The organism is Microbispora cellulosiformans (genome assembly GCF_008728085.1).
GTDB lineage: Bacteria > Actinomycetota > Actinomycetes > Streptosporangiales > Streptosporangiaceae > Microbispora > Microbispora amethystogenes.
In genome coordinates this window covers 415,790-442,594 of sequence record NZ_VYTZ01000005.1, presented here as the reverse complement: position 1 = coordinate 442,594, position 26,805 = coordinate 415,790, and the positions used below count along the sequence as shown (strand labels likewise).

The 26,805-nt window shown below is 73.8% G+C and carries 27 protein-coding genes and 1 pseudogene; 9 read left to right on the top strand and 19 right to left on the bottom strand.

All coding sequences use genetic code 11. The annotated features are described in order from the left end of the window. Positions 1-42: 42 nt before the first annotated feature. The 7 genes and pseudogenes from F5972_RS16255 to F5972_RS16225 form a co-directional block, all read right to left on the bottom strand. A pseudogene (locus F5972_RS16255) lies at positions 43-912 on the bottom strand (LysR family transcriptional regulator); the annotation flags it as partial. 154 nt (positions 913-1,066) lie between these two features. Then, positions 1,067-2,044: a serine hydrolase gene (locus F5972_RS16250; RefSeq protein ID WP_225311537.1), complete on the bottom strand. Its 978-nt coding sequence runs from the start codon at positions 2,042-2,044 to the stop codon at positions 1,067-1,069. After that, entirely contained in the window at positions 2,041-3,759 is a 1,719-nt protein-coding gene (locus F5972_RS16245) for an N-acyl-D-amino-acid deacylase family protein (protein WP_150934312.1), read from the bottom strand. Before F5972_RS16245 ends, F5972_RS16250 begins: the two co-directional genes overlap by 4 nt. Positions 3,760-3,865: 106 nt before the next feature. Then, entirely contained in the window at positions 3,866-4,618 is a 753-nt protein-coding gene (locus tag F5972_RS16240) for an amino acid ABC transporter ATP-binding protein (RefSeq protein WP_150934540.1), read from the bottom strand. Positions 4,619-4,647: 29 nt separating this feature from the next. Next, positions 4,648-5,565: an amino acid ABC transporter permease gene (locus F5972_RS16235; protein WP_150934311.1), complete on the bottom strand. Its 918-nt coding sequence runs from the start codon at positions 5,563-5,565 to the stop codon at positions 4,648-4,650. Next, entirely contained in the window at positions 5,556-6,440 is an 885-nt protein-coding gene (locus F5972_RS16230) for an ABC transporter substrate-binding protein (RefSeq protein ID WP_150934310.1), read from the bottom strand. Before F5972_RS16230 ends, F5972_RS16235 begins: the two co-directional genes overlap by 10 nt. 131 nt (positions 6,441-6,571) lie before the next feature. Further along, positions 6,572-8,365, bottom strand: coding sequence for a pentapeptide repeat-containing protein (locus F5972_RS16225; protein WP_150934309.1), 1,794 nt, complete (start codon positions 8,363-8,365; stop codon positions 6,572-6,574). Positions 8,366-8,500: 135 nt separating this feature from the next. Here F5972_RS16225 and F5972_RS16220 point away from each other — a divergent pair, with 135 nt between their 5' ends. Then, positions 8,501-9,364, top strand: a complete 864-nt coding sequence (locus F5972_RS16220; protein WP_150934308.1) for an SDR family oxidoreductase — start codon at positions 8,501-8,503, stop codon at positions 9,362-9,364. A gap of 203 nt (positions 9,365-9,567) precedes the next feature. Here F5972_RS16220 and F5972_RS16215 read toward each other — a convergent pair whose 3' ends face one another. Both F5972_RS16215 and F5972_RS37270 read right to left on the bottom strand, forming a co-directional pair. After that, positions 9,568-9,768 carry a DUF3072 domain-containing protein gene (locus tag F5972_RS16215; RefSeq protein ID WP_111701298.1) on the bottom strand — a complete coding sequence of 67 codons (201 nt, stop codon included), beginning with the start codon at positions 9,766-9,768 and terminating at the stop codon, positions 9,568-9,570. Between the two features lie 81 nt (positions 9,769-9,849). After that, the gene (locus F5972_RS37270) at positions 9,850-10,389 is read right to left on the bottom strand and encodes a hypothetical protein (protein ID WP_191910153.1); all 540 of its coding nucleotides are present in this window, start codon (positions 10,387-10,389) and stop codon (positions 9,850-9,852) included. Positions 10,390-10,766: 377 nt separating this feature from the next. Between F5972_RS37270 and F5972_RS16205 the strand changes: the two genes are divergently transcribed. The 3 genes from F5972_RS16205 to F5972_RS16195 are packed head-to-tail and all read left to right on the top strand — an operon-like array spanning position 10,767 to position 13,523. Then, positions 10,767-11,408, top strand: a complete 642-nt coding sequence (locus tag F5972_RS16205) for a GOLPH3/VPS74 family protein (RefSeq protein WP_191910152.1) — start codon at positions 10,767-10,769, stop codon at positions 11,406-11,408. A gap of 34 nt (positions 11,409-11,442) precedes the next feature. Beyond that, positions 11,443-12,915 (top strand): APC family permease, encoded by a 1,473-nt coding sequence (locus F5972_RS16200; RefSeq protein ID WP_150934306.1) that lies wholly within the window; start codon positions 11,443-11,445, stop codon positions 12,913-12,915. Then, complete coding sequence (locus F5972_RS16195; RefSeq protein WP_150934305.1) at positions 12,912-13,523, top strand: GNAT family N-acetyltransferase; 612 nt, start codon at positions 12,912-12,914, stop codon at positions 13,521-13,523. Before F5972_RS16200 ends, F5972_RS16195 begins: the two co-directional genes overlap by 4 nt. 51 nt (positions 13,524-13,574) lie before the next feature. On the opposite strand, the gene F5972_RS16190 is transcribed toward F5972_RS16195, so the two are convergent. Continuing rightward, complete coding sequence (locus F5972_RS16190) at positions 13,575-14,450, bottom strand: NmrA/HSCARG family protein (protein WP_150934304.1); 876 nt, start codon at positions 14,448-14,450, stop codon at positions 13,575-13,577. 113 nt (positions 14,451-14,563) lie between these two features. Between F5972_RS16190 and F5972_RS16185 the strand changes: the two genes are divergently transcribed. Then, positions 14,564-15,409 (top strand): helix-turn-helix transcriptional regulator, encoded by an 846-nt coding sequence (locus F5972_RS16185; protein ID WP_150934303.1) that lies wholly within the window; start codon positions 14,564-14,566, stop codon positions 15,407-15,409. A gap of 46 nt (positions 15,410-15,455) precedes the next feature. Here F5972_RS16185 and F5972_RS16180 read toward each other — a convergent pair whose 3' ends face one another. The 5 genes from F5972_RS16180 to F5972_RS16160 form a co-directional block, all read right to left on the bottom strand. Continuing rightward, positions 15,456-15,716 (bottom strand): winged helix-turn-helix domain-containing protein, encoded by a 261-nt coding sequence (locus tag F5972_RS16180; RefSeq protein WP_225311536.1) that lies wholly within the window; start codon positions 15,714-15,716, stop codon positions 15,456-15,458. Between the two features lie 59 nt (positions 15,717-15,775). After that, positions 15,776-16,828, bottom strand: a complete 1,053-nt coding sequence (locus tag F5972_RS16175) for an alcohol dehydrogenase catalytic domain-containing protein (protein ID WP_225311535.1) — start codon at positions 16,826-16,828, stop codon at positions 15,776-15,778. 201 nt (positions 16,829-17,029) lie between these two features. Continuing rightward, on the bottom strand, positions 17,030-17,716 hold the full coding sequence (locus tag F5972_RS16170) for a DUF3618 domain-containing protein (protein WP_150934301.1): 687 nt from the start codon (positions 17,714-17,716) through the stop codon (positions 17,030-17,032). After that, a complete protein-coding gene (locus F5972_RS16165) occupies positions 17,692-18,090 on the bottom strand; it encodes a phage holin family protein (RefSeq protein ID WP_111701289.1) in 399 nt (132 codons plus the stop codon). Before F5972_RS16165 ends, F5972_RS16170 begins: the two co-directional genes overlap by 25 nt. Then, positions 18,087-19,175, bottom strand: a complete 1,089-nt coding sequence (locus F5972_RS16160; protein ID WP_150934300.1) for a hypothetical protein — start codon at positions 19,173-19,175, stop codon at positions 18,087-18,089. The genes F5972_RS16165 and F5972_RS16160 overlap by 4 nt, the downstream gene beginning before the upstream one ends. A 191-nt stretch (positions 19,176-19,366) precedes the next feature. On the opposite strand from F5972_RS16160, the gene F5972_RS16155 reads away from it, so the two are divergent. Beyond that, a complete protein-coding gene (locus F5972_RS16155; protein ID WP_150934299.1) occupies positions 19,367-19,810 on the top strand; it encodes a protein-tyrosine phosphatase family protein in 444 nt (147 codons plus the stop codon). Positions 19,811-19,886: 76 nt separating this feature from the next. Then, on the top strand, positions 19,887-20,639 hold the full coding sequence (locus F5972_RS16150; protein WP_225311534.1) for a sulfite exporter TauE/SafE family protein: 753 nt from the start codon (positions 19,887-19,889) through the stop codon (positions 20,637-20,639). Here the strand turns inward: F5972_RS16150 and F5972_RS37265 are convergent. Beyond that, complete coding sequence (locus F5972_RS37265) at positions 20,624-20,794, bottom strand: hypothetical protein (protein WP_191910151.1); 171 nt, start codon at positions 20,792-20,794, stop codon at positions 20,624-20,626. The two genes, F5972_RS16150 and F5972_RS37265, sit on opposite strands and share 16 nt — an antisense overlap. Before the next feature lie 17 nt (positions 20,795-20,811). Here F5972_RS37265 and F5972_RS16145 point away from each other — a divergent pair, with 17 nt between their 5' ends. Both F5972_RS16145 and F5972_RS16140 read left to right on the top strand, forming a co-directional pair. Further along, entirely contained in the window at positions 20,812-21,516 is a 705-nt protein-coding gene (locus F5972_RS16145; protein WP_150934298.1) for a hypothetical protein, read from the top strand. Between the two features lie 121 nt (positions 21,517-21,637). Then, positions 21,638-21,847, top strand: a complete 210-nt coding sequence (locus tag F5972_RS16140; RefSeq protein WP_150934297.1) for a hypothetical protein — start codon at positions 21,638-21,640, stop codon at positions 21,845-21,847. A gap of 47 nt (positions 21,848-21,894) precedes the next feature. Here the strand turns inward: F5972_RS16140 and F5972_RS16135 are convergent, their stop codons facing one another. From F5972_RS16135 to F5972_RS16125, 3 genes are read right to left on the bottom strand one after another with little or no spacing between them, the layout of a single operon-like run. Beyond that, a complete protein-coding gene (locus F5972_RS16135) occupies positions 21,895-23,769 on the bottom strand; it encodes a S9 family peptidase (protein ID WP_150934296.1) in 1,875 nt (624 codons plus the stop codon). Further along, positions 23,769-25,550, bottom strand: coding sequence for an N-acetylglutaminylglutamine amidotransferase (locus F5972_RS16130; protein WP_150934295.1), 1,782 nt, complete (start codon positions 25,548-25,550; stop codon positions 23,769-23,771). The genes F5972_RS16135 and F5972_RS16130 overlap by 1 nt, the downstream gene beginning before the upstream one ends. Before the next feature lie 4 nt (positions 25,551-25,554). Continuing rightward, positions 25,555-26,718 (bottom strand): carboxylate-amine ligase, encoded by a 1,164-nt coding sequence (locus F5972_RS16125; protein ID WP_225311533.1) that lies wholly within the window; start codon positions 26,716-26,718, stop codon positions 25,555-25,557. Positions 26,719-26,805 lie beyond the last annotated feature (87 nt).

Here is a 26,805-nt window from a genome sequence, read left to right as displayed (position 1 = left end):
CTGGCGGAGCGTCACGCTGAGGCGGGCCGAGGCGTCCCTGAGATAGCCGACGAAGGCCCGCAGGGCGGGGTTGGGATTGGTCGGCCGGATCGCGGCGCCGACCCGGCGGAAGAGCCGGGGGCCCTCCACCTGGCACACCTGGACGCCCGCCGCGCCCTGCACACCGAGGCTCGGCACCAGGGCCACCCCCAGCCCGGCCCGCACCAGGCCGAGCGTCACCTCGTAGTGGTCGCTGCGGCAGCGGATCGCGGGGGTGAAGCCCTCCAGGGCGCTGGCCCGCTCCAGCACCGACACCGGGGTCTCGGTGCCGAACGTGGTGATCCACGGATCGCCGGCGAGGTCGGCCAGCCGTACGCGGGGCCGGTGTCCGGCGGGATGGCCCAGCGGCATGACCAAAAGCTGCGGCTCGTCGAAGAGGTGGACGACCTCCACGCCCTTCGGCGCCTTCCAGGGGTCGAGCGCGTGCTCGAACACGACCAGCACGTCGAGCTCACCGCGCTCCACATCGGCTAGCAGCTCGTGCGGCTGCCCGAGCACGAGGTCGAGATCGACGCCGGGGTGGCGGGCCGTGAACGACGACAGCGCCATCGGCAGCAGCCGGTAGCCGGCCGAGGCGAAGAACCCGATCCGGAGCTGCCCGGCGTCCGCCCGCGCCTGCGCGAGCAGGTCCTTCTCGGCGGACTCGATGAGATCGAGCACCTCCTGGGCCCGCCCGGCCAGGCGGCGGCCGGCGGCGGTCAGCCGCAGGCTGTGCGCGGCCCGCTCCACCAGCCCGACCCCCGCCTCCTCCTCCAGCCGGGCGAGCTGGTGCGAGACGGCGGACGGCGACAGCCGCAGGGTCTTGGCGGCTCCGGCGATGCTCCCGGTCCTGAAGACCTCCAGGAGCACCCTGAGGCGGTGGCTGCTGAGCATGCCCCCCAGTATCGGGCCGCGTCCGCGCTGGTCACGCCCGAGCGGAGGCGGCGATCACCCAGCCGGCGCAGTGCCGGTCCTGCCGGTCACCCGCCGGTCCCGGTGGGTTCCGGGCCGGTCATCGTGGCGGCGGCGGTCGCGGCCGCGGTGGCGGTCACTGGGCGGCCACTGCGGCGGTCACCGTGGCGGTCACCGTGGCGGCCACGGCGAGGCCGGCCTGTCGCACGGCCCGCACGAGGGCCTGCTCGGAGCCTTCCGGCCCGTGCGCGAGCACCGCGTAGCCCTCCCACCGGGCCGCCGCGATCACGCCGACGTCGGCCCGCGTCCCGGCGTCCGTGCCGGTCTTGTTCGCCACCCACACCCCGTCGGCGTACGGCAGCACGCGCGGCGGCTCGCGGTCCTCCGGCTCGTGCGGCAGCAGCGCCGGGACCAGGCCGCGGTCCGTGTTGCAGGCCATCCAGCCGAGCAGCAGCCGCTGCCACGGCTCCCGGCCGTACGCCACGGACCGCATGAGGCCGGCGAGCTCGCGGGCCGTCCCGGTGGCGAACGCGGGCGGGTGCGCGGGCAGTCGCGGCTCCCGGATCCTGTCGTGGACGCGGGTTTCGGCCAGCCCGAGCGCGGCGGCAGCGGCGTCCACCCGGGCGAGCCCGAGCCGCCGCAGCAGCGCGTTCGTCGCCGTGTTGTCGCTGACGGACGCGGTCAGCACGGCGAGGTCGCCGATGGTCCAGCGGCGGGCCGACAGCTCGGTGAGCAGGCCCGAACCCCCCGCGTAGTCCTCGTCGAGCAGCCCGACCGGCTCGGCCGGGTCGATCGCGCCGGCCGCGACGTCCTGCGCGAGCGCCGCGAGCAGCAGCACCTTGCCGGTGCTGGCCAGCGGCAGCACCACGTCCTCGTTCACCCCGAGCAGGCCGGGGACGCACACGGCCAGCGTCCCGGGGCAGGCCGCCGCCAGCTCCGCCAGCGAGCCGCGCGCGGTGCCGGAGACGTCCCCCGGCCCGGCGTCGCGGGGGACCCCGCCCCCGTCCCCGGCGATCGCGTCCCCGGCGTTCACCGCGCCCCCAGGGTTCACAGCGTCTCCGGCGTTCCCCGCGTTCCCGGCGTTCCCGGCGTTCCCGGCGTTCCCGGCGTTCACAGCGCCAGCACCCGTCCCGGGCGGGCGCCCGTCTCCTCGCCGTCGCGCACCACGACCGCGCCGCCGACCACCACCGCGCCGACGCCCGTGGGCGGCAGCAGCGGCTCGGTGAAGGTGGCCAGGTCGGCGACCTCCGCCGGGTCGAACACCACCAGGTCGGCGTGCGCGCCGTCGCGGATCACGCCCCGCCCGGTCAGGCCGAAGCGGGCCGCCGCCATCCCGGTCATCTTGTGCACCGCCTCCTCCAGGCCGAGCAGCCCGAGCTCGCGTACGTACCGGCCGAGCACCCGGGGGAAGGTCCCGGCCCAGCGCGGGTGCGGGCGCCCGCCGGGCTTCGGCACGCCGTCGGAGCCGATCATCGCGTACGGCGCGGCCAGCACCCGCCGCACGTCATCCTCGATCATGGAATGACTGATGATCGTCACCTCGCCGTCCTCGGCGACCAGCAGGTCGGCGGCCACATCGAGGGGATCGGCCCCCGCGGCGGTGGCGAGGTCGGCGATCGTCGCGCCCTCGGCCCGCGGATGACGGGGCGCGCAGGCCACCGAGATCCGGTCCCAGCCGCCGTTGCCGACCGTGTTCTCCCAGCCGGGCACGCCCTCGGCGATGGCCCGGCGCATCCGGTCGCGCTGGGCGGGGTCGCCGAGCCTCGCGGTCAGGGCGCGGAGCCCGCCGTCGTTCGCCCACGGCGGCAGCATCGCGGCCAGCGCCGTGCTGCCCGCCGTGTAGGGGTAGACGTCGCAGGTGACGTCCATGCCGCCCGCACGCAGTTCCGCGAGGCGCGGCAGCGTGCGCTCGGTGCGGCCCCAGGCGTACCGCCCGGCGGTCTTGTGGTGCGACACGTGCAGCGCCGCGCCGCTGCGCCGGGAGATCTCGATCGCCTCCTCCAGCGCCTCCTCCACGCGTGACATCTCGTCTCGCAGGTGGGTCACGTACGGCTTGCCGTGCCGGGCGGCCACCTCCGCCAGCGCCACCACCTCGGCGGTGCCGGCGTACGAGCCGGGGGTGTAGATGAGGCCGGTGGACAGGCCGGCGGCGCCCTGCGCCAGGGACGCGTCGAGCAGCGCGCACATCGCGCGCAGCTCCGCGGGCCGGGCGGGCCGGTCCACCGGGCCGAGCACGCCCGCCCGGAGCGTGCCGTGGCCGACGAGCGAGGCCAGGTGGTTGGCCCGGGGCACCCGGCCGTGCGCGGCGGCGAACCCCGCGAAGTCGGCGTACGCGCCGACGTCGCCGCCGAAGGTGATCCGGGTCTCGGCCCGCATGGCGGCCAGCCGCTCCGGCAGGGCCGGGAACAGGCTCGACCCGCAGTTGCCGCAGATCTCGGTGGTGACCCCCTGCAGCACCGAGGCCCGCACCAGCTCCCGGCCGGAATCACCGCCGGAAACCCTGTCGGAAACGCCGCCGGACCCGTCGCCGCCGCCGGGCGCGCCGAGCAGGGCGACGCCGTCGGAGTGCGTGTGGACGTCGACGAAGCCGGGGGAGACGACCCGCCCGCGCGCGTCGAGCACCTCGGCGGCGTCGGCCACAGAGCGCGACACAGAGCCCGAAACAGAGCCCGAAACAGAGCCCGACGCCGAACCCGGCGACGAGTCCCGGGGAAGCACGGTCAGCCGCCCGCCGGAGACCCCGACGTCGGCGGGCCGGGCCGGGCGGCCGGTGCCGTCGACCACCAGCCCGCCCCGGACGAGGAGGTCGAAGCGGGGCGTCCCCGTCACGGAAGCCTCCTCGTCACCCGATCCGTCCCCGCCCCTGTCCCCGAGATCTCCGGGGCCGCGGCACGCCGCCCGGCGGGCCGTCCCGTACGAGCGGCCGCGGCCGGGCTCACAGGACCTGTCCCAGGAAGGCGCGCAGCCGGTCGTGCCGGGGCGCCGCGAGCACCTCGCGCGGGTCGCCCCGCTCCACGATGACGCCGTCGTCCATGAAGACGAGCTGGTCGCCGACCTCGCGGGCGAAGCTCATCTCGTGGGTGACGACCATCATCGTCATGCCGCTGGCCGCGAGGTCCCGCATGACGGCGAGCACCTCCTGCACGAGCTCGGGGTCGAGCGCGCTGGTCGGCTCGTCGAACAGCATCAGGCTGGGCCGCATGGCCAGGCTGCGGGCGATCGCCACGCGCTGCTGCTGGCCGCCCGACAGCTGCGCCGGGTAGTGGTGCGCGCGGTCGGCCAGGCCGACCCGCTCCAGCAGTTCCGCCGCCTGCCGCCGGGCCTGCGCGGTGGGCGTGCGGAGCACGGTGACGGGCCCCTCCATGACGTTCTCGATCGCGGTGCGGTGCGGGAACAGGTGGAACCGCTGGAACACCATGCCGATGCCGCGCTGCTGGCGGGACAGCTCGGCCGGGCGCAGCGCGTGCAGCCGCCCGCCGCGCTCGTTGTAGCCCATCAGCTCGCCGTTCACCCAGATGCGGCCGGAGTCGATCGTCTCCAGGCGGTTGACGCAGCGCAGCAGCGTCGACTTGCCCGACCCGGACGGCCCGACGACGCAGACCACCGAGCCGGCGGGGACGTCGAGGTCGATGCCCTTGAGCACCTCCAGCGGGCCGAACCGCTTGCGCGCGGCGCGGATCCGCACCATCGGCCGGTCGGCCGGTGCTTCGGGCGTGCTCACGAGGGCTCCTTGGACGTCACGGGCCGCAGGTTGCGGCGTACGCGGGAGGACAGCCGCACGTGGCCGCGCTCGAACCGCTTCTCGACGAAGTGCTGGCCGACGCTCGCGATCGTGGTGAGCACGACATACCAGATCGACGCGACGACGAGCATCGCGATGACCTCGAAGTTGCCGAGGTAGATGCGCTGCGCCACGGTGAGCAGCTCGGCCCCGGCGATGACCGAGACCATCGACGTGGTCTTCAGCATGGAGATGAACTGGTTGCCGGTCGGCGGGATGATCACCCGCATGGCCTGCGGCAGCACCACGCGGCGCAGCACCTGCCGGTGCGACATGCCGAGCGACTCGGCGGCCTCCCGCTGGCCCGGGTCCACCGAGCGGATGCCGGCGCGGACGATCTCCGCCATGTACGCGCCCTCGTTGATCGCCAGGCCGAGCAGCGCCGCGGTGAACGGCGTGATGATCGCGTTCGCCTGCCACTCGATCAGCTTGGGCCCGCCGAACGGGACGCCGATCGCGAAGGTGGGGAAGACCAGCCCGATGTTGAACCAGAAGATCAGCTGCACCAGCAGCGGCGTGCCGCGGAAGAACCACGTGTAGAGCGCGGAGGTGCCGCGCAGCACGGGGTTGTCCGACAGCTGCATGACGGCGGCGAGCACGCCCAGCGCGAGGCCGATGGCCATGGACAGCACGGTGAGCTGGATGGTCACCCACAGGCCGCCGAGGATCCTGCCGTCGGCCAGGTAGGCGACGATGACGTCCCAGTGCAGGTTCTCGTTGACGATGACCGTGTAGGCCAGCCACACGAGGAAGAGCAGGGCGGCCGCCGCGCCGAGCCACCGGCCGGGCCGCGCGGGGCGCACGGCGTCGATCGGCAGTTCGGCGGCGGGCGCCTTCTCCTGCGTCACTTCCACGGCTTGGTGTTGACCAGTACGCCGTCGACGGCGTTGGCCGTCACGCCGTAGCTGTCCAGCACGGCCTTGTAGCCGCCGTCGGCCTGAAGCTCCTCCATGGCCTTGGCGACCGCGTCGCGCAGCGCGGTCTTGCGCTTGTCGATCGCGATGCCCCACGGCCCGGCGTCGTACTGCTCGGACAGCACGTCGTACTTGCCGGTGTCCTTGGCGTACATGACGGCGACGGGGTAGTCCACGATGGTCGCGGTGGCGCGCCCGGAGTCGATCGAGAGCAGGCCGGTGGGCGCGTCCTCGCTCTGCATGATCTTCATCTTGGTGGCGCACTTCTCGTTCTGCTTCTCGCCGATGGCGAGGTTGGAGCTGCCCTTGGCCAGCACGACCGTACGGCCGCACAGGTCATCGAGGGTCTTGATCCCCTCGGGGTTGCCCTTCTTGACCATGATCGCGCCGCCGGCGTTGAAGTAGTCGACGAAGTCGACGGCCGCGCGCCGCTCCTCGGTGTCGCTCATCGAGGACATCACGATGTCCCAGCGCCCGCCCTGCAGGCCCGGGATGAGCCCGTCGAAGGCGGCGTTGGTGATCGAGAACTTCAGCCCCAGCTTGGCCGCGATGGCCGCGCCGAGGTCGGGGTCGACCCCGGTGAGCTCCTGGGTGCCCTTCTTGTACATCTCCATCGGCGGGTAGCCCTCGGAGGTGGCGACCCGCAGCGTGCCGGTCTTGCGCACGTCCTCCGGCACCAGGTCCTTCGCGGTCTTGTTCGCCGTCGCCGCCGCGTTGTCGCCCGCGGCGGTCCCCGACGACGAACGCCCGCAGCCGCCGGCGAGCGCCGACACGACCAGCGCGCCGACTATGGCCACAGATAGGCGCTTTGTCATGGAACCTCCTGTTTCGCGAACGATTGAGCTTATGCTGACGACAGGAGGTCACTCTCGTAAGGATCGTGAACGCTTGCGCCTCTGAGCATCGACGTTCTCGATGCTCGGCGCCCGGGCCGGCCGCTGCCGGGTCAGCCCGCGCGGGTGGGCAGGGAGTGGGAGTGGGCCGCGCCAGAGGCGGTTACCGCCGGCCGCAGCCCGGCCCGTGCTCCACCTCGCATCACGGCCCGGACAACCGCCACGTGGGGTCGTTGGCCGACCGGCTGCCGCGCCGGACGGGCTCCGGCCGTCCAGCAGACGGCGCCCGCGGCGAGGGCCGTCACCAGCGTCAGCCATCCGAGAGCGCGGCCCGTCCGCAGGCCGTAGCCGGAGGCGAGCCAGTGGATCGAGAGCAGCAGCCTGGCCCGGCCGCGGGAACTGCCGAGCCGCCGCATGTCCATGGCGCCGAACGCGAAGTCGGCGGCGGTCCTGGCGTCGTCCACGCCCGGCCGCAGCCGCTCGTACAGGAGGGCCAGCCGGGCGGCGTCCGGCGACCCGTGCGACTTCTGCGGCCGCGATCTCCGCGGCCGGGCTGATCCGCGGAACCTGGATGGCGAGGCCGGAGCGCTCGGAGACCCCGAGACTCGGGACGGGTCCCAGCCGCGCCACAGGTGCTCGTCGGCGAGGACGCGGCGACGGCTCCACCACCGGACCGGCGGCCAGCCCAGCCGCAGCCGCATCCCGCCCGGTGTCGCCGCGAACAGGCACTCCCGCAGTCGCAGGCGTTCCGGGCGGCGCAGCCCGCCGAGACCGCACCCGCGCAGGTCGGCTCCCGTGAGCGTGAGCGCCCCGGCGTCGAGGCCGTCGAGCGAGGTCACCCGCAGCCGGCCGGCGCGCCGGGTGACCGCCGACGTCCCGCCGAGGACCGCGTCCCGCAGGTCGAGGTCGGTGTCGGACAGGCGCGCGACGAGCGGCCCGGCGACGTCCGCGGCCCGGAGGATCACGCGGCACCCGCCGGTCTCCAGGTGCAGCGCCGCCCCGGCCCGTACACCCGCGAGGGACAGCCGCCGCCCGACCCGCATCGGGCCCAGGTAGGCCGCGCCCTGGAACCGCGCCCCCTCGAAGGCGGCGGTCGCCCCGCAGACGGCGCCGCGGAAGGAGACGGCCCGGTGGAAACGAGCGCCGCGAAAGACGACGTCCCCCGCGAAGAGCGCCGCGTCGAACGCCGCGAACCCCCGGAACTGCGTTCCCTCGAACGAGACATCCCGTCCGCCGTGGAACGAGGTGTCCGGCGCCTGCGCGAACGGGGTGTTCCGGGGCCCATGCGACGAGACATCCGGCGCGGTCCGGAAGGCCGTGGTGCTGGGCACGCCGGGGGATGGGCTGCCGGGAAACGGGCCGTGGGATGGGGCGCCGCCGGGGGTGACCTCGGCGGGAGGGTCGCCGCCGAAGCGCGCGGCGCCGAACAGGGCGTCGCCGCGGATCGTCGCGTGGTCGAAGGCGGCGTGGCCGCGCACCCGCGCCTCGTGCAGGGACAGCTCACGTGCGAACCGTGCCGCGCGGAAGGAGACGTTGCGCAGGAACCGGGCGCCGTAGAAGGAGGCGAGCCGGTCGAACCGGGCGTGGTCGAAGGTCGCGTCCCCGGTGAAGACGACCTCGCCGAAGCGGGCCTGGCCGGTGAAGACCGCGTGGTCGAACCTGGCCCGCCCGACGCGGCGCTCCAGGCGGCCCAGCAGGAGGGTGAGCAGGTCCTCCGTCACGGTGGTGCCACGCAGGTCGAGCGCCTGGCCGGGGGCGAGGCTCCGCAGGACGGCGCCGGTCTCGGTGGGCGTCAGGTGCGCCAGGCACCGGCCGTACGGCTCGCGGGAGATGCCCGGGCACCCGGGGGAGGCGCCGCACGTCCTCCAGACGACGTCCATGAGGGCGATCTTCGGCCGGGATGTCATGTCATCGTCATACACGATGTCCCATCTCGGGACGCTAAAGCGTGATGGATAGGTAACACTGTGTATCCGCCGGGCGACCGTCGTGGCCGCCGCGCCCGCTCGTTTGCCCGGGCCGGGCAGGGGTACGCGGGGTGCATGTCCGAGCAGCCGAACTCCACACCACCACCGCAGACGCAGTCGTATCCCGGCCGGACGGGCGAGATGAGCCCCGAGCCGAGGGACGAGATGCGCGACTACACCGGACGCGACCTGCTGGCCGGGAAGCGGGCCCTCGTGACCGGGGGAGACTCCGGCATCGGCCGGGCCGTCGCCGTGGCGTTCGCCAAGGAGGGGGCGGACGTCGCGATCGCCTACCTCACCGAGCACGAGGACGCCGAGCACACCAGGAAGCTGGTGGAGCAGGAGGGCCGCCGCTGCGTGCTCCTCCCGGGCGACCTCGCCGACCCCCGCCACTGCGAGGAGGTCGTCGAGCGCACCGTACGCGAACTCGGCGGCATCGAGGTGCTGGTCAACAACGTGGCCACGCAGACCCCCGTGAAGGGCCTGGAGGAGCTGTCCGACGAGCAGTGGGAGCACACCTTCGCCGTCAACATCCACAGCTACTTCCGGGTGACGAAGGCCGCGCTGCGGCACATGCCCGAGGGCGGGTCGATCGTGAACACCTCGTCGATCAACGGGCTGCGCGGCAACAAGCAGCTGATCGACTACTCCGCGACCAAGGGCGCCATCAACGCGTTCACCTACGCGATGGCCCAGGTGCTGGTCGACCGGGGGATCAGGATCAACGCCGTGGCCCCGGGCCCGGTCTGGACGCCGCTCATCCCGGCCACCTTCCCCGAGGAGAAGGTGGAGAAGTTCGGTGAGCAGGTGCCGATGGGCCGCCCGGCCGACCCGGACGAGATCGCCCCGTCGTACGTGTTCTTCGCGGCCAACCGGCTCTCCTCGTACTACACGGGTGAGGTCCTCGCGCCGATCGGCGGCGAGACGCTGCCCGGATAAGAGGCGCTGCCCGGATAACCGGGCGGGGACGGCGCGGGCCGCCCGGGTGGATCCTCCCGCCCGGGCGGCCGTGTCATATGCCGCCTGTCATATGCCGCCTGTCATATGCCGCCTGTCATATGCCGACTGTCGTGTGCCCGCCCGGCCGCCGCGGACGGTGTGGTGACCGGACGGACAGGCGGCGGCGGGACGGGTGGCGGCGGCTACCCGTTCTCGTTCAGGCGGCGGCTCTGGTCCTGCAACTCGTCGATCAACGTGGAGGCCTCGGCCTTGCTGAGCCCCTCGGGCACGTCCCGCCCGGCCTCCCGGGCCAGCGTGCGCAGGTAGGACTCCTGCGGCGCGGTCATCGGCTCGTCCCCGGTCGCCCAGTCCTCGGGGTCCTTCTCCACCGGTCCTCGGTCCATCGTCCCTCCAATGTCGAACTGCCGTTCGCTCTACCCGTCGCCGGGAGACGTAACCCGGTGGAGGGAAGAGGCCGCCGATCATCACCTCGCGGCGGGATGACGGAGGTAGCGGGCCCGGGTCAGCTCGGACACCTCCTGTTCCGGCGGGCGCCGCAGCACCCGCGAGGCCAGCACGCCGCCGGTGGCGCACCCGGCCGCGAGCGCCGCCGCCGCGGCGACGACCGACCTCGTACGGCCGCCCGCCCGGGGCGCGGGCCGTACGGCGCCGGCCCGCCAGGCGCGCAGCCACAGCGCCTGGGCCGCCGCGTCGAGAAGAAAGGCCGGCCTGATGCGGCCGGTGGGCGCGCCGAGCAGGTCGGCGGTGAGAATCGTCGCGGCGGTGGCCATGCCGAGACGGCGCGCCTGCCCGGCGCCGTCCGGCGTGGCCGCGGCCCGCACCTGGGTCCAGCCGATCCCCACCAGCAGGCCCGTGACGGTGCGTCGCAGCCGGGGGTCGGTCGTGGGGCCGAACACCTTCTCGAAGCTCGTCAGGTGCAGGAGCGGCCACAACCCGCCCGCGATGTTGAAGAGGCCGTGGGCGCGGGCCAGGACCACCGCGCCCCTGTCGTCCTGGGTGGTCATAGGCCCTCGATGCCCACCCTCAAAACGGACAAAACGCGTGCCGGTTTGCGGCGGAGGCCGGGGGTAGGCCGTGGAAGGAGCGGCGGCAGGGGGCCTTCATGCCAGGAAATTTCAGGGTTCGTCCACTTGGTGGCGCGACGGGATGCCTCCTTATGATCATCATCTCGATCGTCGCGTCGATTCTGCTCACGGTCCTCGTGAACGCCCTGCTCCGGTGAGGATTCCGCGGCCGGTGGGCGCGATGTTTTCCCCATAAACCCAAAAGCGGGTTTCGGTTGGCGTAATTCGCATCATGATGGGAAAACGCGTTCCCATTCCCATCTCGCTGATTCCCGGGCGATGACAAATGAAACAAAGCGCCTATATCATCGCCGACCGTGGCTGAAAGCGATCTTTCGAGCCCGTCTCTTGTCGATGACTTGTATTTCGTCCTGCACGACAATGCGACGGGTCATCCACACCTGCATTCACGGCTCGCGGGGCTGGCACTGGCCGGCGGCGTCCTCGCCGAGCTGATGCTCGCCGAGCGGGTGACCCTGGATCTCACGTCGAACCCCGAACGCGTCCTCGCGACGGCCGGGGAGGACAGCGGTGACGCCTTCACCAGGAAGGTGCTCGGCCTCGTCGCCGCCGAGCCGTACCATCCGGTGAGCACGTGGCTGCTGTTCCTCGCCCGCACGGCGGACGCCGAGGTGACCGCCCGGATGATCGCCGCGAAGCTGCTCAAACCACCGGTCAGGCACCTGCTGAAACACCAGCCTCCGGCCCCGGCGGACATGAGCACGGCCGCGTGGCCGCTCGCCCGCCTGAACCTCGCCGTCCAGCGCCGCACGCCGCCGGGCCCCCGGGACCGCGTCCTCCTGGGGCTGCTGGACGCCGCAGGCTGCGCCCAGCGGGTGCTGTCGGAACACGATCCCCGCTTCGTGGCCGCCGCGATCGCCATGCTCCCCGCCCCGATGCAGAGGCTCGTCGCCCAGACCAAGGTCGCCGTCGGGCAGGCCGTCCTCAGCCGCCGGTGACCACCCCGTCCCCAACCCCTTCACGGAGTTCCAGGTGTCCCTGACAGAGCAACGGCCGAGCGCGGTCTCCGCCGCGCTGGCCCAGGACCGGCTCGGTGTGCCGTCCATCGTGTTCTTCGTCATCTCCGCGGCGGCGCCGCTGATGGTCGTCGCGGGCTCGGTTCCCACGGCGTACGCGGTGACGGGCGTGATCGGCGTGCCGCTCGCGTTCCTGCTGCTGGGCGCGGTCTTCTCGCTCTTCGCCGTCGGCTACGTGACCATGGCCAGGCACGTGGTGAACGCCGGCGCCTTCTACGCCTACGCCGCGCAGGGTCTCGGGCGCACGCAGGGCGTGGTGACGGCGTGGGTGGCGCTGCTCGCCTACAACGCGCTGCAACTCGGCCTGTACGGCATCATCGGGTCGGCGGCCGAGCCGCTGCTCCTGGACTGGTTCGGCGGGTCGCCGCCGTGGTGGGTCATCGCGCTGGTGGCCTGGGCGCTGACCGGCCTGCTCGGGCTGCTGCGGGTCGACATCAACGGCCGGATCCTGTCCGTCCTGCTGGTCAGCGAGATCGCCGTCGTCCTGCTGTTCGACCTCGGCGACCTGTTCGGCGGCGCGCGGAACGGCATCAGCTTCGAGGGCTTCAACCCCGGGGCGCTGTTCGTGCCCGGCGTGGGCGCCGCGCTCGCCACCGTCGTCGCGGGCTTCGCCGGCATCGAGTCGTCGGTCGTCTTCGCCGAGGAGTCCAAGGACCGCCACCGCACCGTGCCCCTCGCCACCTACCTGGGCATCGGGGTCATCGCCATCCTCTACTCGATCTCCGCCTGGGCCCAGACGGTGCCGACCGGCCCGGACGGGATCGTCAAGGCGGCGACGGAGCAGGGCCCCGCGCTCATCTTCGGCCAGGCGGGCGAGCACCTGGGCAACGGCGTCGCGACGATCGGCTCGGTGCTGTTCGTGACCAGCAGCATCGCCTGCATGATCGCCTTCCACAACACCACGGCGCGGTACATCTTCGCCCTGGGCCGGGAGAACGTGCTGCCCTCGGTGTTCGGGCGCACCTCGGCCCGCACCGCCGCCCCGATCGCCGGGTCGGTGCTGCAGACCGTGCTCGGCCTGATCGTGATCACCGTCTACGCCGTCGCGGGGCTCGACCCGGTCACGAAGCTGTTCTTCACCTTCGGCACCTTCGGCGGCCTCGGGCTGCTGACCCTGCTCACCGTCACCTCGATCTCGGTGATCGTGTTCTTCTCCCGCGACCTCCGCGAGGAGACGGCCTGGCGGACGCGCTTCGCGCCGGCCCTGTCGATCGTGGCGCTGGTCGTGATCATCGGGCTGACGCTGGTCAACTTCGACACGGTCCTCGGGGTCGCGCCCGACTCGCCGATGCGGTGGATCCTGCCCGCGATCTACGTCGTCGCGGTGGTCTTCGGCGTCGTGTGGGCCCGGGTGATCAAGGCCACCCGGCCCGAGGTGTACGCCGGCATCGGTCTCGGCGCCCAGGCCGCGGCGGGAGGCCCCCGATGAGCGCGGCGGCCCCGGTGGACCCGGTGATCAGCCGGATGACGGACGCGGAGGCGACCGGCCACCTGATCGCGGACACCTTCCACGTCGACGCGATCACCGCGTGGCTCGTCCCGCGCGTGGAGGACCGCCTGCCCCTCCAGCGGAGGTTCTTCACCATGTACGCCGCGCACGCGATGGAGCACGGTGACGTCTACGGCATCCACGAGGCGGGCGAACTGGCCGGCGTGGCCGTCTGGTTCACCGCGCCGTTCCCGGAGATCCCCGGAGAGCGGGAGGCGATCGACACCTTCGCCGGGGAGAACGCGGAACGCTACCACGCCCTGGGCGAGCTGCTGGAGAAGCTCCATCCGCACGAGCCGCACCACTACCTGAACTTCATCGCCCTGGAGCGGGGGAGGACCGGCCGCGGCCTCGGCACCCTGCTGCTGGAGGAGCACCATCGCCGGCTCGACGCCGAGGGGGCGCCCGCCTACCTGGAGGCGAGCAGCGAGGCGAGCCGGCGGCTCTATCTCCGCCACGGCTACGTGGACATGCCGGAGCTGGTCCGGCTGCCCGGAGGCCCGGTCATGTATCCCATGTGGCGCGAGCCCCGGCCGCCCGCGGGATAGCCGTACGGAGTGACGGGAGCGGCATCCCGGCCGCCGGTGACCTGCCGCGCCTCACGGCCTCCAGCCGGTGGCGCGCAGCCAGGTCTCGAAGGTCGTCAGGCCGGGATGCTCGGCCCGCAGGGCCTTCAGATCGACGCCGCCGGCCGGGTGCTCGTCGAAGAACTCGAACATCCGGGCCAGGTGCTCGTCGAACGCGCGCACCTGCTCGATCGGGATCTGCTCGTAGCGGGCCGGCAGGCCGCCCGCCCGGCCGAACGCCGCGGCGATCTCCGGCGGGGTCAGCTCGTCCGCGCCGATGTCCACGGTCCGGCCGACGTACCCGCCGGGCCGCTCGAAGGCGAGGGCGGTGAAGACCCCGATGTCCCGGACGGAGATCAGCTGCATCGGCGTCCCGGGCCGTGCGGGCAGGCGCAGGACCAGGGTGCCGTCCTCCACGGAGGGGCGGCTGTAGGTGAGGAAGTTCTCCATGAAGGAGACCGGGCGCAGGATCGTCGCCGGGAGCGCGAGCGCGTGGATCTCGCGCTCGATCCGCGCCTTGCTCTCGAAGTGGGGGATGCCGGAGGCGGCGTCGGTGCCGGGGAGCGAGCTGTACACCAGGTGCACGACGCCGGCCTCGGCGGCCAGCCGGATCACCGTCAGACCCCGCCGTTCCTCGGCGGCGGCGCCCTCGACGGTGATCCTCGGCCCCTGCATCATGGTCAGCGCCAGGAAGACCCCTTCGGCGTCCCGCATGGCCAGGCGCAGCGACGCCTCGTCGTCCAGGTCGCCCACCGCGAGCTCGGCCCCCGCCTCCCGCAGGGACGCCGCGGCGGGGGAGCCGGGGTCGCGCACCAGGGCGCGCACGGTCCACCCGCGGGCGAGCAGTTCGCGGGCGGTGGCGCCGCCCTGCCGCCCGGTGGCGCCGATCACCAGTACGCGATCACTCATGACACCCGCCTCCCTGGGAGACTCGCCCTGTGAAGGATCATGGCCGTCACGATAACGAGGCGACGTCCGGCGGTCCTGGCACTCGTGCTGCCAGTCACGCGCCCGGCCGCCGCATGCGGGAATCGGACCGCAGGGCCGAGCTGGGCGCGTTCCTGCGCGCCCAGCGGGCCCGCCTGCGGCCTCCCGACGTCGGGCTGCCGGAGGGCGATCCGGCCCTGCGCCGCACCCCCGGACTGCGGCGTGAGGAGGTGGCCGAGCTCTCGGGCGTCGGCGTCACCTGGTACACCTACCTGGAGCAGGGGCGGGACATCTCGGCGTCGGCACAGGTGATCGACGCGCTGGCCCGCGCGCTTCGGCTCGACCCCGACGAGCACCACCACCTGCGCGACCTCGCCGGCCTGGCCCCGCCCGACACACCGGCTCCCGGTGGGGAGCAGGCGGCGGCCCGGCTGGGGCGCCTGGTCGACGCCGCCGCCCCGAACGCCGCCTCCCTCTACGACGCGTGTTACGACTACGTGGCCTGGAACACCTCCTACACCCTGCTCCGTCTTGATCCGCTGACGTTCCCGCCGGGCCGGCGGAACCTGCTGTGGATGATGTTCACCGACGCCGCGAACCGCGCCCGGATGGTCGACTGGGAGCCCGCGGCCCGCGCCGTGATCAGCCAGTTCCGCGCCGCGATGGGACGCCGGCCGGGCGACCCGCGGCTCGCGGCGCTGGTGGAGGAGCTCAGCGAGGTCAGCCGGGAGTTCCGCGAATGGTGGGCCGACTATCCGGTGCGCCGCTTCCGGCCGGCCACGGTCGGGATCGACCACCCCGAGATCGGGCGGCTGGACCTGGAGATGTTCAAGATGCGCCCGATGGGACACCCCGATCTCGTGCTGGTGCTCCAGGTGCCGGTGGGCGAGGACGCCCGCAGGCGGGTCGCCTCGCTCCTTCACCGGACCGACGGCACCTGAGTGGGGTGTGTCCACGAAGCTCGGCCGGGGCGGTCACTGCGCCGCCCTAGCCGCCGCCGGTCTCCTCGGCGCGGGTGGAGACGTAGGCCCCCTGCCCCTCGATCGTGTAGACGAGGCCCTCGCCGCTCAGCACCTCGACGGCGCGGCGCACGTCGCCGGGGCTGCACCCGTGCTCGCGCACCAGGCGTTCCTCCGGCGGGAGGGGACGGTCGGGCTCGATCCGGCCGCGTACGATCTCCTCGCGCAGCATCGCCGCGAGCCGCCGGTACGCCGGAACCTGCTCGCCGGAATCGTCGGTGACAGCCACGTCTTGGCCCTGCCCGGCGGCCGGCGGTCCAATCCTCCTGTGCCGAGGCCGGTCGGGGCTCAGCGGTGGCTCGGTGGTGGCTCAGTGGTGGCTGAGTGGCGGCCGGGCTCGACCAGGACCTTGAGCCCGCGCCGCGAGACGGCGGCGGCGAACGCCTCCGCCGTGGCCGTGAGCGGGAACCGCTCGGTGACCAGCGCCGAGAGGTCGACCAGCCCGTCGGCGGCCAGCTTGATCGCCCGGGGATAGGTGAGGTTCATCCGGCGGACGAGGGCGATCGTCAGGCCCTTGCGCCGGGCGAGCGACGCGGGGAAGGAGGTGACGTCCTCGTCGGGGATGCCGGCCAGCACCACCCGGCCGCCGGGCCTGACCGCGGTCATGGCGAGGCGTACGGCGTGGTCGTCGCCCGCCACCTCGAACGCCACCCGCACGCCGAGGCCCGCCGGGCCGTCGGCCTCCCGCCACACGCCGGGCTCCGCGGCCTCCGGCGGCAGGGCGAGGTCGGCTCCGTACCTCAGGGCGGCGGCGCGGCGGTGCGGCAGCGGGTCGACGGCGACGACGGCGCCGGCACCGGCGAGCCGGGCCAGCCGGATCACGAGCAGGCCGATCGGTCCGCAGCCGACGACGGCGACGGGTGAGCCCAGGGGGACGTGCCCGAGGTCCACGGTGTGGATCGCGACGCCCAGCGGTTCGAGCATGGCGCCGTCGGCGTCGGAGAGGGCGGCGGGCAGCGGATGCAGGAGGTCGTCGGGCCAGGCCATCCGCTCCCGCAGGCCGCCGTCGAGCGTCCCGTGCCCGGCGAAGCGGACGTCCGGGCACAGGTTGCCGTAGCCCGTGGCGCAGACCGAGCACCGGGCGCACGGGATGGCGGGGTCCACCGCGACCCGGGTGCCGTCCCGGGGGCCGCCCTCGATCACGCCCGCGATCTCGTGCCCCACCACGAGCGGCGTGTCCAGCACGGCGTCACCGATGCCGCCCTCCGCGTACCAGTGCAGGTCGGAGCCGCACAGGCCGACCGCGGTGACCCGCACCAGGCTCTCGCCCGGGCCGGGGACGGGCGGCGGCTCGTCGCTCAGCCGGATGTCGCCCACCTTGTGCAGCCGGGCGGCCCTCACGCTCCGCCCCCCACGTCCCTCGACGCCATCGCCGCTCCCTGAGGTCGTCTTCCCGTCGATCGTAAGCCCGGTGATCGTAAGCCTGCGGTCGTGAGTTCTGATCATGAGTGCGTGATCGCCGGCCCCGGCGGCCGCGAAGGCCGGGCCGCCCCGGCATGCCCGAGGGCCGGGCCCGTCCAGCAGGCCCGGCCCTCGTGACGATCACTGGGAACGCGCCTGCCCGGTCATCTGCCTGGCCTGGTCACGGGTGTCCTCGGTGACCTGCCTGGCCTGGTCGCGGGCCTCGTCGCGGGTCGTCCTGGTCGCCTCGGCCGCCGTGTCACGCACCTGCTGCACGGCCTCCTTGGCGTCCTCGCCGACGCGCTGCGCGGTCTCCTGGACGGCCTGCTTGACCGGCTCGGCCAGCTCGCCCGCCCGCTCCTTGACCTGCAGGGCCGCCCGCTCCTCGGCCTCGGTCTTCGGCAGCAGGCTCGCGGCCAGCAGGCCCGCCCCGAAGGCGATGAGCCCGGCCGCGAGCGGGTTGCCCTGCGTGCCGCGCAGCGCCTGGCGCGGCGCGCTACGCACGGTCTCCGCGGCCTGCTGGGCGCCGTGACGTACGGTCTCGCCGGCCTCGGCCGCCGCGTGCCGCACGGTCTCGCCCGCCTCCACGGCCTTGTCGCGGACCGTTCCCGCGGTCTCGCCGGCCTGGTCGCGAACCGAGTGGGTGGCGTGTGCCGGCACCCCCATCACCTTCTCCCTCACCGATCGCGCCGTCTGGCGCATCCTGTCCGTACGACGCCGCACGATGCGCGACGGGCTCGTCCTGTCGGCGAGCCGGTCCACGTCGGCGGCGAGCTCCGCCCGAGTGGCATCGATCTCGGCCCTTATCTCCTCTGGGCTCGCGCCCATTGCACGTCCTCCTTCAGGGTCTCGATGGTCTGCTCGGGCGTGGGGTTCACCTCGCGCATGCGCTCCTTGCCCCGGGCGAACAGCACCCCGCCGATCACGGCCCACACGGCCGCGACGATGAGCGCGGCCCAGGCCAGGTCCATGACGTTGCCGAGGCCGAACACGACGGCCAGCGTGACGAGGAGCGCCACCATGTATCCGGCGAAGCCGGCGCCGCCGAGCATTCCGGCCGCTTTGCCGGCCTTGCCCGCCTCCTGGCGGATCTCGGCCTTGGCGAGCTCCACCTCCTGGCGGAACAGCTTGGACAGGTCCTCGCCGATCTCGCCGACCAGCTTGCCCAGTGAGGGCTCGGCCGGTGGGCTGGGGTAGCTCATCGCGGCTCACCTCCGGGCAGGCCGCCGGGGAAGCCGCCGCTGTTCCCACCGCTGTTCCCACCGCTGTTCCCACCGCTGTGCCCGCCACCGTGCCCGCCACCGTGCCCGCGGCCGTTCCCGTCGGTGCGCCCGTCCGCATAGCCGTCAGTGCGGCCGTCCGTGTATCCGTCGGTGCGGCCGGCGCGGAACTCGCCGGACGGATAGCGGGCACCGGTCTCGTAGCCGTTTCCGGCGCCGGTGCCGTACGACGGGGAGGTGACGCCGGTCCCCGGACCGCCGGTGCCCGTGCTCCCGGTGCCCGTGCTCCCGGTGACCGATTCCCCGGTCAGGCCGTTTCCGGTGCCGTCGCCGTACCGGACGGGTGAGGGGGACCCGGGACCGTATGCGGTGCCGCGCCCGTGGTCCGTGGCGGAGCCGTATGCGGTGCCGGAGCCGAACCGCCTCGCGTCGTTCTCGGGCGCCGGGTCCTCGGCGGAGGTGACGGCCTTGACCGCCCGCCCGGCCAGGAACCCCGCCACCAGGGCGCCCGCCAGGAACAGGCCGGGACGGCGCCGCGCGAAGTCCTGCACGTCGCGCACCGCACCGCTCAGGCCCTCGGTCTCCAGGTAGTCGGCCGTGCGGCGGCCCCGGTCGGCCACCTGCCTGACCACGCCGTGCATGGGGGAGTCGGGCCCGACGCCGCCGGCGGCGGACTCCAGGTCGTCGGTCCACTGCCGGATCGCGCCGGCCGCGCGCCTGCTCTGCTGCCACGCCTGCTCGTCGGTACGCCGGCGAAGCTGGTGGACCACGTGCCGCGTCTGGTCCTTGGCCTCCTGGGCGACCGTGCGCACCTGGTCCTTGGCGGTCGCGGCGACCTCGCCGGCGGCCTCCTTGGCCTGCTGCGCCGTCTGCTGGGCCGTCTCGCGGACCTGCTGTCCCGTGCCTTGCTGTGTCGGGCCTTGCTGACCCGTGCCCTGCTGCACCGCCCCCTGCTGAGTCGTCCCCCGCAGTGCCGTCTCCCGGGCCGTCTCCTCCTGCCGGAGCGTGCCCTGCGGCTGCTCGCTTCCCCCCGCGTATGTTCGCGTTTCGGGATGGAAGTCGCTCACGAAAGCCTCCTTGGGTCGAATTCGTCCCTGAGCGCCGAGCTACCCTCGATAGTGGAACGGACGCCCATAAAGCGGAAAAAAGTAGATTTTTCGCCTTGACACGGTCAACAGGTGTCGGCGGCCGGGCAGCCGAAACTCGGGCGACGCTTCGTCGGCGCTCTTGGGCCCCCTCGGCGGGGCAGGATGGGGGCATGTCCGAGACCTCTCTCCCCGGCGCCGTCACGCTGCCCGACGGCACCCGGGTTCGCGGGCGCGGTCTGAGGTATCCCGCGCCCGAAGGCGTCCCGCCCGAATTCGGCCTCTATCTCGGTGGTCCCCGGCTGAGACGCCGGCACGACCCCGGGATCACCTGGGCACACGAATGGATCGACTGGCCCGACTTCCTGCTGCCCCGCGACGGGGAGAGCGCGGCCGGTCTCATCCGGGCGCTGCACGGGCGCGCCCGCGACGGCCGCGCGGTGGAGGTGGCCTGCGGCGGAGGCGTCGGGCGCACCGGCACCGTCATCGCGTGCCTGGCGATCCTCTCGGGCGTGCCCGCGCACGAGGCCGTGGCCTGGACCCGGGCCAACCATCACCGGCGCGCCGTCGAGACACCCTGGCAGCGCCGCTGGGTGCTCCGCTTCCCCACGCTCTGACTCCCGGGCGCTTGCGCCTGCGGGTGAGCGGGAGGCCGCCGACGGCCGACGATGGCCCGTATGGTTGGGTTCGTCTGTGTTCGTCGACGTGCTGGGGCTGGCCGCCGTGGGTCTGGTGGCCGGGGTGGTCAGCACGGTGGTGAGCCTGGCCTCGGTCGTGTCCTATCCCGCCCTGCTGGCCTTCGGACTGCCGCCGCTGGCCGCGAACGTCACCAACACGGTCGCGCTGCTGTTCACCGGACTGGGCGCGGCGGCCGGATCCCGGCCGGAACTGGCGGGCCAGCGCACGGTCGTCGGCCGTCTGGGGCTCGCCGCCGGGCTGGGCGGCGCCGCCGGCGCGGGCCTGCTGCTGGTCACGCCCGCCCGGACGTTCGAGATGGCCGCCCCGTGGCTGGTCGGCGGCGCCTCCCTGCTGTTGCTGCTCCGCCCGCCCCGCGCGGGACAGGCGAGCCTCGGCGGGGAGAGCGGTCTGGCGCTGCGTGCCGCCGTCTTCTGTGTCGCGGTCTACACGGGCTACTTCGGCGCGGCCGGGGGCATCATCATGTTCGCGGTGCTCGCGGCGGCGCTCGACCGCACCCCGGCGCGGGTCAACGCGGTGAAGAACCTCGTGGGGGCGCTCGCCAACGCCGTCGCGGCCGTCTGGTTCGCCTTGTTCGGCCCGGTCGACTGGGCCGCGGTGGGGCCGCTCGCCGCGGGGTTCCTCCTCGGCGGCTGGGTGGGTCCCGCCATCGCCCGCCGCCTGCCCGGCGACTCGCTGCGCCTCGCCGCTGCGATCTGCGGTCTCGCGGTCGCCGTCAAGCTCGGCGTCGACGCCTACCGGAGCGGCTGAGCAGAGGCGACGGCCTCGGCGTGCCGGGCGCGCAGCCGCGTCCGGATCTCCTCCGGGGTGTAGGCGCGCCGCCGGCGCTCCGCACGGGCGATCACCACGCCGGTCGCCGCGACGCCCGCGAACGCCGCCAGGCCGAGTATCTTCCACCACCGCATGTGCCTAGGCTACTGCCGTGGCTCGTACGCGGATAAGCCTGGACAAGGCACTCGAACTGGTCCGTACCGGTGACGTGTGGGTGTTCCGGGGGCGCAGCGCGCCCGACCGCGCCATCCAGGTCACCACCAACAGCCCGGTCAACCACGTGGGCATGGCCGTCGTCATCGAGGATCTGCCACCGCTGATGTGGCACGCGGAGCTCGGCCGGTCGCTGCCGGACATGTGGTCGGGCACCCACCAGCGCGGCGTGCAACTGCACGACATGCGGGACGCGGTGTGCGTCTGGGCGGCGAGGTACGGCCAGCGTGCCTGGCTGCGCCAGCTCGAGCCGCCGGTGGGCCGGGAGATGGAGGACGCCGTCCTGCGGACGATCGCCCGGCTGGACGGCACGCCGTTCCCGTCCACCGCCCGCCTGGCGGGGCGCTGGGTGCGCGGGCGCCTGCCCGCGCTCCGGCCCCTGCCGCTCCCCGTGCTCCGCCGGGGGAAACGTGACCCGGAGGGACGCACGGCGCGGGAACGGACGCTGGAGACGGCCTACTGCGCTGAGGTCGTCGCCGTGACCTACGAGGAGATGGGCCTGCTGCCGGGCGGCCGCCGGCCCAACTGGTACGACCCCGGCAGGTTCTGGAGCGGCGACAACCTGGTCCTGAACGACGGCCGCCGGCTGGGCGGCGAGATCGCGGTGGACGTCCCCGGCGGGGAGGTCCGGCCGCTCCGGTAACGCGTCCGATAACGCGGCGGCCAATATTTCGCCGGGCCGTCAACCTCCCGGCGTCAAGGCGCGTCAGGTGTAGGCACCGTTCGTCCAGACCCGGAGGAAAGGTCCCATGCCTGCTCCTGATATGAGACGCGAAGGTCTCGCCGACGCCAGCGAACAGGAGAGCCGTGCGCGCAGCGCGCTCGACGCGATCCGGCGGCAGGGACCGGAGGCCGTGCAGGAGGAGACGCTGCGCATGAAGTCGGAGCTGCTCCGCCTGTGTGGCTGGGAGGGATACCAGCGGGTCATCGCCAAGATGGAGAGCGACCTCGCCAGGCTGCGCGAGTCGCGCTGAGCGTGCCGGGCCGCGCCGGTCGTCGCCGGACGGGGGAGGGGCCCCGCTCAGCCGGGGAACACGCCGGTCAGGTGCCGGTCGAGCCAGTCCGTCACCCGCCTGACGAACGTGACCCGGTTGGCCCGCCGCCGGATCTGGTGCCCTTCGTCCTCGAACAGCAGGGCCTCGCAGGGCACCCCCCTGGCCCGGGCCGCGCGGACGACCTGCTCGGCCTCGTACACCGGGACGTTGGTGTCCCGCGCGCCGTGCACCACCAGCAGCGGAGTGGCCAGCCGGTCGAAGGCGTGCAGGGGCGACAGGGCGTGCAGCAGGTCGCGGTCGGCCTCCGGATGGCCGTACTCGCTGACCGCCGCCGCCGCGATCCACGGCTCCGTGCGCTCGTAGAAGGTGGCGAAGTCGGCCATGCCGCAGACGTCCACCCCGGCGCGGAACAGGCCGGGGTAGGTGACGAGCGCGGCCAGCGTGAGATAGCCGCCGTACGACCAGCCCAGGCAGGCCAGCCGGGCCGCGTCGGCGAGACCGGCCCGCACGAGGAAGGCGGCGCAGTCGGCCACGTCGTCGATCGCGCGGAAGCGCAGGGCGTGGTCGTCCGCCTCGCGGAAGGCCCGGCCGAACCCGGCCGACCCGCGCACGTTCGGCGCGAGCACGCCGATCCCGGCGGCCAGCAGGCTCTGGTAGAGCGGGTTGAACGTGGGCCGTTCCTGGTCCTCGGGTCCGCCGTGCAGGAACACGGCGTACGGCGCCGGGCCCACCGCCCCGGGCGGCCGGTAGAGCCAGCCGCTGAGCTCCAGCCCGTCGCGGGCGGGGAACCGTACGAGCTCGGCGTCCACCGCCCCGGCGATCCGGCCGGCCCCGGCGACCCGCCGGTAGCGGCCCGTGTCCAGGTCGCACAGCACGACGTGCGGCGGCTGGGCCGGTCCCTCCACCGTGAGCACGGCGGCCCGGTCGTCCCGCGAGACCCTGATCGAGGTGACCACCTCTCCCGGCGGTGGGGGGAGGGGACGCCGCACCGGGCTCCCGGCCCGATCCGGCGTCTCCAGCGCCTCGGGTGTGTCCAGCACGTCGAGCTCGGAGCGGCCGGCGGCGTTCCACACGAGCACCACGCGCCGGCCGTCGGCGGTCAGGGCGAACATGTCCAGTTCGGCGTCCGGGCGTTCGGCGAGCACGACCGGGCGGCCGTCCCCGGCGACGGCCAGCAGCGCGGCGCGGTCCCGCCCCGCGTCCGACAGCAGGTAGGCCGTCTCGCCGCCGGGGGACAGGACGCCGTAGTCGGTGGAGCCGGGCAGGTCCGCCAGTAGCGGCCGCTCGCCCCCCGGGCCGGTGGCCTCCGGCGTCAGCTCCCTGACGTACATCCGCCGGACCCCGCGGGGCCCGCGCCGCAGCAGCACCCGGGCGTGGTCGCGGCTGACCGCCTCCGGGTGCAGCAGGGGCCCGCGGGCCACCGTCTCCCGGCCTCCGGTCGCCGCGTCGACCAGCAGCGCCTCGGCCGTCCCGGACGCCGCGACCTCGGCGGCCAGGAGCAGGTCGCCGCGGCCGGTCCAGCGGACGAACCAGGCCGACCCGCCCTCCGGCGCGGCCAGCGGGCGCAGGTCGCCGCCGTCGGGCCGGACGGTCCAGACCTGCGTGTGCTCGCCGCCGCCCGGCGTGAGGAGGACGGCCAGCCGTTCCCCGGACGGCGACCAGCTCACCTCCGCGACCGGTTCCGGCCCGGTGGCGACCGGCCGCGCCCGCCCGCCCCGCCGCAACCGCCTGATCCAGACCCGGGGCACGCCGTCCCGGTCGCTGACGTACGCGACCGCGCCGCGGTCGGGGGCGAGCGACGGCGCCCGGCAGCTCCAGGCGCTCAGCGCCGCGTCTCCAACCGCCTCCCCGATGGAGTCCCCGAGGGCCGAGGTCCGTACGCCGAGGGCTTCTGCCGCCATCAGACTCCCTGCGCCTGCAGCCACATCTCCAGGAGCCCGAGCTGCCACAGCATGTTGACCCCCGTCGTGGTGCGGCTGGCCTCCCGGTTCTCCAGCAGGTCCTCGACGTACGCCTTGTCGAACAGGCCCCGCTCGCGGGCGGCGGGCGCGGTGAGCGCGTCGCGCACCAGGTCGAGGAACGGCCCGTCGATGTGCCGGATGGCGGGCACCGGGAAGTAGCCCTTGGGCCGGTCGACCACCTCGCGCGGCAGCAGCGCGCGGGAGGCCTCCTTGAGGATGCCCTTGCCGCCCCCGACGAGCTTCAGCTCCGGCGGGCACGCCGCGGCCAGCTCCACCAGCTCGTGGTCGAGGAACGGGGTGCGGCCCTCCAGCCCGTGGGCCATGGTCATGTTGTCGACCCGCTTGACCGGGTCGTCGGGCAGCATGAGCCGGGTCTCCAGGCGCAGGACCGCGTCGAGCGCGGTCTCCGCGCCCGGACGGGCGAGGTGGCGGCGGATGATCTCCCCGCTCGCGTCCTCGCCGACGAGGTACCGCGGAGCCACGATGCCCGCGAGGTCCTCGTGCGGCTGGTCGAAGAACTCCTTCGCGTACGTCGCGAACGCCTCCTCGCGGGGCACGGCGGCGAGCGGCGGGAACCAGCGGTATCCGGCGAACACCTCGTCGGCGCCCTGCCCGGACTGCACCACCCTGACGTGCCTGGCCACCTCGTGCGACAGCAGGTGGAAGGCGACGCAGTCGTGGCTGACCATCGGCTCGCTCATCGCCCGTACGGCGTCCGGCAGGCCCGACAGCAGCCGGGAGTCCTCGATGAGGATGCGGTGGTGGTCGGTGCCGAAGTGGTCGGCGACCAGGTCGGAGTAGCGGAACTCGTCCCCGGCGTCGCCCCCGGCCCCGTGGAACCCGATGCTGAACGTGGACAGGTCGCGCTGGCCCTCCTCGGCGAGCATCGCGACGATGACGCTGGAGTCGAGGCCGCCCGACAGCAGCACGCCGACGGGCACGTCCGCGACCATCCGCCGCCGTACGGCCGCCCGCAACCGGTCGTGGACGGCGTCGCGCCAGTCGGCGGCGTCCATCCCCTCGTGCTCCGGCAGCCGGGTGAACGGCGGGTCCCAGTAGACGGTGTCGCGGGAGGAGCCGTCCGCCTCGACCGTGCGGACGGTGGCCGGTGGCAGCTTCCGCACCCCCGCGAGGATCGTGCGCTCGCCCGGCACCAGCGAGTGGAAGGTCATGTAGTGGTGCAGCGCGACCGGGTCGATGTCCGTGCACACCTCGCCCCCGGCCAGCAGCGCGGGCAGGGTCGAGGCGAAGCGCAGCCGGTCGCCGTTCCCGGAGACGTACAACGGCTTGATGCCGAGGCGGTCGCGGGCGAGCGTCAGCCGCCCGGTCGCCTGCTCGAACACGGCGAACGCGAACATCCCGGCGAACCGGCGCACGCAGTCGGCGCCCCACCGGTGGAACGCCTTGACCAGCACCTCCGTGTCGGAGGTGGAGAAGAAGCGGTAGCCCTCGCCCCGCAGCTCCTCGCGCAGCTCACGGTAGTTGTACAGGCAGCCGTTGAAGACCGCCGTCAGGCCGAGGGCGGGGTCGGCCATCGGCTGCGCGGCCTTTTCGGACAGGTCGATGATCTTCAGGCGCCGGTGGCCGAGGGCGACCGGCCCCCACTCCCACAGCCCCGAGCCGTCCGGGCCGCGCTCGTGCATGGAGTCGGTCATCCTGCCCACCACGCCGATGTCCGCCGGCCGCCCGTCGAAGCGGATCTCGCCGCTCAGTCCGCACACGCTCCTACCTCCCGGCCGCCGCGGCGCAGGGGCTCGCGGGTCTGGATCGGGGCCAGTTCTCGGCCCTCGTCTCGGCCAGGACGAGGTCCACCACGTCGGTCAGGCGGCCCGCCCGCCGGAAGGCCTCGCGCTGCCGCGCGGCCGAGCCGCCGCCGTCCAGCGCCTCGGCGGCGAGCGAGCTGACCAGCGCCCAGTCGCCGCGCGCCTCCAGCTGCGGCCGCAGGCCCTCCAGCAACCGGTTCACCACTGTGCGGGCCGGTTTCGGCACGCCCTCGACGGGATCGACCAGCTCGCCGTCCAGGCCCGACCGCGCCGCCCGCCACGAGGCGGCCCGGACCAGCTCCGGGCGTACGGAACCGGGGTCCAGGGGAGTGGGCGCACCGGTGGCGAGGGCGTCGAGCTCCCGGGTGACCAGCGCGCGGAACAGCCCGGCGATCAGCACGATGTCCTCGATCCGGGGGCAGGAGTCGCACAGCCGCAGCTCGACGGTCGGCACGTGCGCCGACGGCCGGACGTCGAAGTAGAGCATGCCGGGATCGCTGATGACCCCCGACCTGACCAGTTCCTTCACCATCGCGTCGTACTCCTCGGCCGACTCGAACCGCTCCGCCGGGCCGGCCGTGGGCCAGCGCTGCCACACCATCGACCGGAAGCTCGCGTAGCCGGTGTCGGCGCCCATCCAGTACGGCGAGCTGCAGCTCAGGGCCAGCAGGGGAGGCAGCCAGGGGCCGAGCCGGTGGGTGACGGCCACGGCGAGGTCCCGGTCGCGCACCTCGGCGTGCACCTGCGTGCCGCAGATGAGCTGCTCGCGGGCGAGCACCTGGTAGTCGTCCAGCATCTGCTCGTAGCGCGGGTCGGGGGAGATCTTCATCGACTCCGGGTCCACCAGCGGGACCGTCCCGGCCGCCGCGATGCCGAGACCCAGCCCCTCCGCCGCCGCGATCGCGTCGGCGCGCAGCCGCATGAGCTCCCCGGCGAGGTCCTCCAGCCGGAGCCGCGGCGTCGTCCCGGTCTCCAGGACCGACCGCTGCAGTTCCTGGGTGAAACGGTCGGATCGCAACTGCTGGAGCAGTAGGCCGGCCCGCGGAACGAGTTGCCGCGTCGTGAGGTCCACGATGTGGAACTCCTCCTCGACGCCGACCGCCATGTCCTCTGCGAATTCCGTCATGTGGCCGCTCCCCGCCGGTCATGAATGCTTTGGTGTTTCCTGCCCCGAAAGTCGGCTTCTGCACGTCATCGGCTCATGAGGGTGATG